Source organism: Acinetobacter sp. Lyrl_1, assembly GCF_051948795.1.
In the GTDB taxonomy this organism is placed as follows: Bacteria; Pseudomonadota; Gammaproteobacteria; order Pseudomonadales; family Moraxellaceae; genus Acinetobacter; species Acinetobacter towneri.
Genome location: NZ_JAYJLK010000008.1, coordinates 73,535 through 80,524 on the forward strand (window position 1 = coordinate 73,535; position 6,990 = coordinate 80,524).

The following is a 6,990-nucleotide window of genomic DNA, read 5'->3' on the forward strand; positions in this document are numbered from 1 at the left end:
CTGTACCGGTAACAGTTGTGAGATTTATTTTTGAGGGCTGTTCTATGAAAAAATTATTTTTACTTTCAACATTAATAGCATTTTCAGTGCCAGCTTTAGCTGATTTCAACTGTAATGGCAGCATTAAAAATCGAACTATTGATGATAATGTCAAAGTGCATAAACAATGTGTTCTTGATCATGTGACTATTAAGGGCAACCTAATGTTGCATTCCAACTCACATACGGCAATTAAAAATAGTACGATTGATGGCAATTTAGAATCTAAAGGAAACTTTAGTCAGGTTAATGCACATGCCAACCGCATTGATGGCAATATCCAACTCGAAGATGGGCGTAACATCCAACTCACGTCAAACCGTGTAAATGGCAATATTCAACTTAAAGATAATTCAGGCTCAATCGTTGTAAAAAATAACCGCGTGAATGGCAATTTAGAATGTGAAGATAACCGCGTAAAACCGACTGGCGGCACAAACCGTGTTTCTGGTGACAAAGAAGATCAATGTCGTCATCTATAAAATCTAGTCTTTCAATCATTTTATTTAAATGAATGACTATTCATGTGCAAAGCATAAACACCACATCCTAAATGTGGTGTTTTATTTCGCTTCATAATAGTTTTGTCGTTTTTGGCACGTTTAGGTTGCGCAAAAAACTTATATTCAAAAGTTACAATTCTGTAATACTTTTTAGCAAGCACTTCACTTATGTTCAAAATAAGCAGATTTATTCTGTGAAAAATAATATAAAAAATAAAGGAGTTGCTTATGGGTAAAACACTTGCCGTGACATCCTGGACATACAGTGCATCTTCACGTTATTTAAAAATATTTTACGAAAATGGCTCTGGGGATTTATTCCATCCTGTACCACAATTTATTTATGACAACTTATTAAGACGCAGTGATAAAGCAGCTTTTGTGAGTAAATATTTAGCATACGATTTAAGCTTTAACCGTATTTCCATTCAATAATTGATTTTATTAAACTTTGAGCATCCACATAACGATCCAATCTAAAAATAGATTGGATCGTTTTAAATAGGTAAATAACTTCAAATATTAATACACTTCTTGAATCAATTTAAAGCGTTCCTGTTCACGGTCATCATCCAAAGTAATACTCTCCGTGAACATATCAAGCGGTCTGGCCCAAATAGAATAATCGCCATATAAGCATTGATAAACCACCAATTTCTCTTGGGTTTCACTGTGTGTAGCCACATGCAGCACTTGATACAATTGCCCTTTATAATGTTGATAAATCCCTTTTTTAAGCATTTTACAATCCCAATCTTACAGAATGGCATTACTGTACAATAAAAACTGTAACCATTCTTAAGATTTCACCTTATCAGAAAAAATGAATCGCATCGGCATATTTTTCTCTAATTTATCGTTCTAATCTACACAACAAAAAAATATCTAAACCCATTACATTATTTGAACAATTTTAAGCTTCAAATTGATTGTTTTTTGGTTATATTCGCATTATCCCATCTTAAGTGGATGTAAAAAAAGGAAACATGATAATGAATAAACTTCTTATTGCTTTAGGTCTTGCTGCCACTGTAGCACTTGTAGGTTGTGCAAAAGAAAAAGCACCAGAAACAGGGGCAACTACGGGTGAACACTTAGAAAACGCTGCGGCTCAAGCTGCACATGATGCCAAAGATGCAACACATGAAGCTGCTACTGCTACAGCAACTGCGGTAGATAACGCAGCGCAAGCAACTGAAAATGCTGCACACAATGTTGCAACAGCAACAGAAAACGCAGCTGATGCGACTGTACAAGCTGCTAAAGATGCAACTGCTGCGACTGCAGGTGCGGTTGAACAAGGTGCTGCAAATGTGAAAGAAAAAGCACAACAATAATTTGATTGTATAAAACAAAAACTCCTGAGCAAATTCTCAGGAGTTTTTTATTCAGCACGATTTAATTAGGGTCTGTTGACAATTCGTCTATGTTTGCGACATGAGAGATATATCTCGCAAGGTTTTTTAGCTGATATAAGGCATGGGACAGGAAATTTACTCATTCTAAATGACTGGAACATAACGTAATAGCAGCAAAAAATATGCTTGTTCCCTTGCGCAGCAAACAAAGCAGTGCTTTGTTTTTGCTCATGTGGCTAAAACTTTCACAGATTGCGTTATAAAACTTGAAAATAAACCCGTTATTCCCTGCGTTTCATGCCTAATCTGCTCAGTTTTAGCCTACAGCGCAAGCCATTTATGAAATATCAACAGACCCTAGTAAACCTAAATCCTGCCGCAACTATAACGCCGCTTTTAAATTACAACCATAGCCCATGGTCTGTTGTACTTGGCGGTAACTGGTGTAACGATTCAAAATAAAATCATAATAAGATTCTGCATTGGCAAAATTTTCAGCCAAATTTTCCTGCTCTGCACGCGGTAATTTTACATCTTTGAGAAAATCTAGATTGTAATGTCCTAAACGATATAACTCAGCAAAATGACCATTCATCATATCGCAATAAGCAATTTTAGTCGGCTTTAAAGCAGTACTGGCGACTAAATGCTGATTTAAAGTTTGTAAGTTATTTACATCTAAAGGGAATTGATGTGCAAATGCGATATTTTCGACTTGTTTAAATTGTTTGAAGTCTTGCGCCAATTTGACATTTAAAGCATCTATACGCTGTTGTAATGCAGTCGCATCCTGAACCTGATATTGCTTTGGATCAATTTTTACTTGAGTTTGCTGTGGATTGCTACACGCACTTAATCCACACACCACAAGCAAACCACCATAAACGAAAGGCTTCATTAATTTACTCATCAATTCATACATCAGGCTTATTATGCCTGAAAGCATCTGCAAATTTAATGATATCGCTCATCTTAATATTTCATAAGGAAATGACGGATATGATTTGCCAATCTATCTAGAGTTGGGCAAAGTAGATAAAAACATGGAGTAAATAATATGACCTTATTAGAACAACTGAATATAAAGCATCCTATTTTTCTTGCTCCAATGGCTGGCGTTTCTACTCCCGAACTTGCAGCCGAGGTTTCTAATCAAGGTGGTTTTGGTTCACTCGGTTTAGGTGCAAACACGGTAGATGCTGCACGTGAACAAATTTTACGCACTCAAGAACTGACCGATTTTCCATTTCAAGTCAATTTCTTTTGCCATGAATCAAGTCCACTAGATGAAGTCGCTGCACAAGCGTGGATTGCACATTTTCAGCCAATCTTTGAACGCTATGGCGCAACTGCACCGAGTCAACTAAATTGTATTTATCCAAGTTTTAAAGACCATGATGGATATTTAGATCTTGTACTAGAAACTAAACCACAAGCCGTCAGTTTTCACTTCGGGATTCCGCATGCGCATCAAATTCAGGCTTTAAAAGATGCAGGAATCATTACTATGGTTTCAGCAACCAACTTAGCCGAAGCTCAAGCCATTGAAGCAGCGGGAATTGATGTCATTATCGCCCAAGGCATTGAGGCAGGTGGACATCGGGGTATCTTTAACCAAACTTTTGATAGTGCAATTAAAACCAGCGATTTAGTACAACTGATTCGTGAACATTGTACCCTGCCAGTGGTTGCCGCAGGTGGCATTATGAATGGTCAGCAAGCACAGTTAATGCTGAAATTGGGCGCTTCTGCGGTACAGCTGGGTACAGCTTTCGTGCAATGTAAAAGTTCCAATGCCAATCCAGCTTATCGACAAGCTTTATTTCAGCAAAACATTACTCAAATTACCGACAGCATCTCTGGACGTCCTGCCCGTGGTTTAATTAATCATTGGCATACACAGGTAGATACACCAAATCGTTTAACCGTGCCCACCTATCCATATACGTATGATCTTGCAAAACAGTTGCATGCAGCCGCCGTAACACAAGGCGAGCAAGGTTATGCACCTTTTTGGGCAGGGAGTAATGTCAGTCAAATTCGTGAATTAGAAGCCGCAGATTTAATTAATCAGTTGGTTTTGGAAATGATTCACGCACGCTAAGTTTACGTACGAAAAACTCAACTGTGTATCACGGTTGGGTTTTTATTTTGTATCTAATAAGTTCACCGCTTCAACCTGCACATCACTCATGATTTCACCATGCGCAAGTAGCTGATTAAAGTAATCTTCCACCACTTTATATTGTTCTGCAGTACTTTCTACTTGATACATACTTTGACGGAATTCATTACTTGAACGTAAACCTTTGGTGTACCAAGCAATATGTTTACGTGAAATACGACAACCTGAATATTCACCATAAAATTCATACAGCTCAGCTAAATGTCCAAGTAATACTTTTTGAACTTCTGCAATGCTCGGTGCTGCTAACAGCTCACCTGTTGCTAAATAATGTGCGATTTCCCGAAAAATCCACGGACGTCCTTGCGCAGCACGTCCAATCATAATCGCATCTGCGCCTGTATAATCCAAGACATATTTGGCTTTTTCAGGACTATCAATATCACCATTGGCAATCACAGGAATATTGAGCATACTTTTCACTTCTTTAATCAGTGAATAACGTGCACGGTTTAAATACATATCTTCACGGGTACGCCCATGCAATGCCAATGCAGCAATACCTGCTTGTTCTGCACGTTTGGCAACCCGTAAAATATTTTCCTGCCCATTCAAAAAACCTAAGCGAGTTTTCAGTGTCACAGGCACATTCACCGCGGCAACCACAGTATCTAAAATGCGTGCCACCAAATCTTCATCTTGCAATAAAGCCGAACCAGCCAACTTATTGCAGACTTTTTTGGCAGGACATCCCATATTGATATCAACAATTTGTGCACCATTGGCCACCTGATAGCGTGCTGCTTCCGCCAAATCATGCGGATCTGAACCAGCAATTTGTGCAGAAATTGGCGCAAGCTCCCCATCAAAATTGGCACGATACAAACTCTTTTTACTCATGCGCAAAGTTTTGTCAGACGTCATCATTTCACTGACCGCATGCCCAGCACCAAAGTATTTGCACAATGAGCGAAATGGCTGATCAGTAACGCCTGCCATTGGGGCAACAATCAAATTATTTGACAGTTGATAGGGACCAATATACATATATATTCTTAACTTTAATGATTGGCATAGTATACTGCATCTGCCCTTTGGGCTCATCCATTTGGAACGAGTTTTCCCTATCTATGAAAGACACTGTATTCACTTCTTTGATGAAACCCTTCAGCGTGCTCGCCTTATCCATAAGCTTAGCAGCCTGTGGAGACAGCGCATGGTGGTCTAAGGACAATGAGCCGACCTTGGAAGCAGAACACATTCGCAAACTGATTCCTAACCGTGTCAGTGAACGCAGTGCTTGGGCTAAAGATATTTATGATATTTCTGAGCAATTGGGTATTCCACAAACTAAAGAAAATATGTGCACCATTATTGCTGTGGTTGATCAGGAATCTAACTTTGTAGCAGACCCACAAGTTTATGGTTTGGGTGAAAAAGCTGTTAAAGAAGTGCAAGATCGTTTAGATGAAAAATTTAAAGCCAAACTGGGCGAAGCAATTGGCGGCACGGTTGCAGGCTATTTTCAGGATGTGCTGAAAAACCACCCTAGCCCTGAAGATAACTATTTGAGTCAAATGCGTCGGGTAAAAACTGAACGTGAATTAGATGAACTATACCGTGAAATTTTTGACTACATGGCAAAGCATTATCATGTTTCCGCACTAACAGGTGCTGCCAAACTGTTTGGACAAAATATTGGTGAAAAACTTAACCCAATTACCACTTTAGGTTCTATGCAAGTGCATATTAGCTATGCCAAAGAGCACAAACGAAAAAGTGGCAACATTGCGGAATTACGCAGCGATCTATATACCCAGTATGGTGGCTTATATTATGGGATTCATCGTTTAATGATGTACCCTGCCGACTATGATCAAGCGCTATACCGGTTTGCGGACTATAACTCGGGCATGTATTCAAGTCGCAATGCCGCATTCCAAAGTATGCTGAATGATTTAACCGAAGCTGAACTCGATTTGGATGGCGACTTACTTCTTTATGCTAAAGATGGCGGCGTGCGTAATGCAAAGAGTGAATCAGAACGTGAATTAATTGCTGTTTTTGCCAAACATAATATTTTGGTTACACCACGACAAATTCGTGCAGACTTAAAAAAAGAAAAAGAAAAGAAATTTGAAGATACCGCGACCTATCTGGCTGTAACTAAACTGTATAAAGCTCAAACGGGCAAAGAGCCATTTTATGCCATGATGCCACAAGTGGTGATTTCAGGGCCTAAACTCAGTCGAGATTACAACACCAATTGGTTCGCAACACGAGTCAATGGACGTTATAAAACATGCATGCAAAAAGCCAAAAATATAAAAATCTAGCCTTATTTGATTTTGATGGGACTCTGTGTAGCAAAGACAGTTTTACAGGGTTCATTTTCTATGCCTTGTCTAAACGACACATTATCAAACAAGGTTTAAAAACCTTACCGTGGATTCAGGCCTATTATTTAAAAGTCTATCCTGCGCATGCCATGCGCCCTAAATTGTTTAGTGCCATGTTTAAAGATGCAAGTACAACTGAAATATTAGCACTTGCACAACGCTATGCAGCAGATTTAATGCATGACCTTAACCCACAACTGTTACAACAATTAAAACAGCATCAATTCAATGGTGATGATGTGGTGATTGTTTCTGCCAGTGTGGATATTTATTTGCAATATATTTGTCAGCAGTTAAATGTCGATTTGCTTTGTACTGAAACAGAAATTAAAAATCTACAATTCACAGGGCAATATTCAACACCTGATTGTAGTCGGGAACAAAAGAAAATACGGATTTTAGAACAATATGATTTAGAAAATTATGCAGCTATTTATGCGTATGGTAATAGTGATGAAGATGATGCCATGCTGAGTTTAGCGACTTATTCTTATATGGTGGGTAGTGATCATTCATTGCCAGAAATTGTAACTTATAAAAAACTGGCTTGATTTTGATGAATGATA

General features: G+C 38.5%; 9 protein-coding genes. 6 read left to right on the forward strand and 3 right to left on the reverse strand.

Going from position 1 to position 6,990, the window contains the following annotated elements; translation table 11 throughout:
* Positions 1–203: 203 nt before the first annotated feature.
* Complete coding sequence (locus tag VF675_RS04855) at positions 204–521, forward strand: hypothetical protein (RefSeq protein WP_225530638.1); 318 nt, start codon at positions 204–206, stop codon at positions 519–521.
* A gap of 249 nt (positions 522–770) precedes the next feature.
* On the forward strand, positions 771–977 hold the full coding sequence (locus VF675_RS04860; protein WP_004973053.1) for a hypothetical protein: 207 nt from the start codon (positions 771–773) through the stop codon (positions 975–977).
* An 87-nt stretch (positions 978–1,064) separates the two neighbouring features.
* Here the strand turns inward: VF675_RS04860 and VF675_RS04865 are convergent, their stop codons facing one another.
* Entirely contained in the window at positions 1,065–1,283 is a 219-nt protein-coding gene (locus tag VF675_RS04865; RefSeq protein WP_004973051.1) for a DUF1653 domain-containing protein, read from the reverse strand.
* A gap of 251 nt (positions 1,284–1,534) precedes the next feature.
* On the opposite strand from VF675_RS04865, the gene VF675_RS04870 reads away from it, so the two are divergent.
* A complete protein-coding gene (locus VF675_RS04870) occupies positions 1,535–1,879 on the forward strand; it encodes a hypothetical protein (RefSeq protein WP_004973048.1) in 345 nt (114 codons plus the stop codon).
* 403 nt (positions 1,880–2,282) lie between these two features.
* Here the strand turns inward: VF675_RS04870 and VF675_RS04875 are convergent, their stop codons facing one another.
* Positions 2,283–2,798, reverse strand: a complete 516-nt coding sequence (locus VF675_RS04875; protein ID WP_225555923.1) for a hypothetical protein — start codon at positions 2,796–2,798, stop codon at positions 2,283–2,285.
* A 159-nt stretch (positions 2,799–2,957) separates the two neighbouring features.
* Here VF675_RS04875 and VF675_RS04880 point away from each other — a divergent pair, with 159 nt between their 5' ends.
* Complete coding sequence (locus tag VF675_RS04880) at positions 2,958–4,004, forward strand: NAD(P)H-dependent flavin oxidoreductase (RefSeq protein WP_278519015.1); 1,047 nt, start codon at positions 2,958–2,960, stop codon at positions 4,002–4,004.
* Between the two features lie 42 nt (positions 4,005–4,046).
* Here VF675_RS04880 and dusB read toward each other — a convergent pair whose 3' ends face one another.
* Entirely contained in the window at positions 4,047–5,072 is a 1,026-nt protein-coding gene (gene dusB, locus VF675_RS04885) for a tRNA dihydrouridine synthase DusB (RefSeq protein WP_440204858.1), read from the reverse strand.
* Positions 5,073–5,155: 83 nt separating this feature from the next.
* Between dusB and VF675_RS04890 the strand changes: the two genes are divergently transcribed.
* Together VF675_RS04890 and VF675_RS04895 are read left to right on the forward strand one after the other, a co-directional pair.
* Positions 5,156–6,361 (forward strand): DUF1615 family protein, encoded by a 1,206-nt coding sequence (locus VF675_RS04890; RefSeq protein ID WP_368782144.1) that lies wholly within the window; start codon positions 5,156–5,158, stop codon positions 6,359–6,361.
* On the forward strand, positions 6,328–6,975 hold the full coding sequence (locus VF675_RS04895; protein ID WP_440204859.1) for an HAD-IB family phosphatase: 648 nt from the start codon (positions 6,328–6,330) through the stop codon (positions 6,973–6,975). The genes VF675_RS04890 and VF675_RS04895 overlap by 34 nt, the downstream gene beginning before the upstream one ends.
* Positions 6,976–6,990 lie beyond the last annotated feature (15 nt).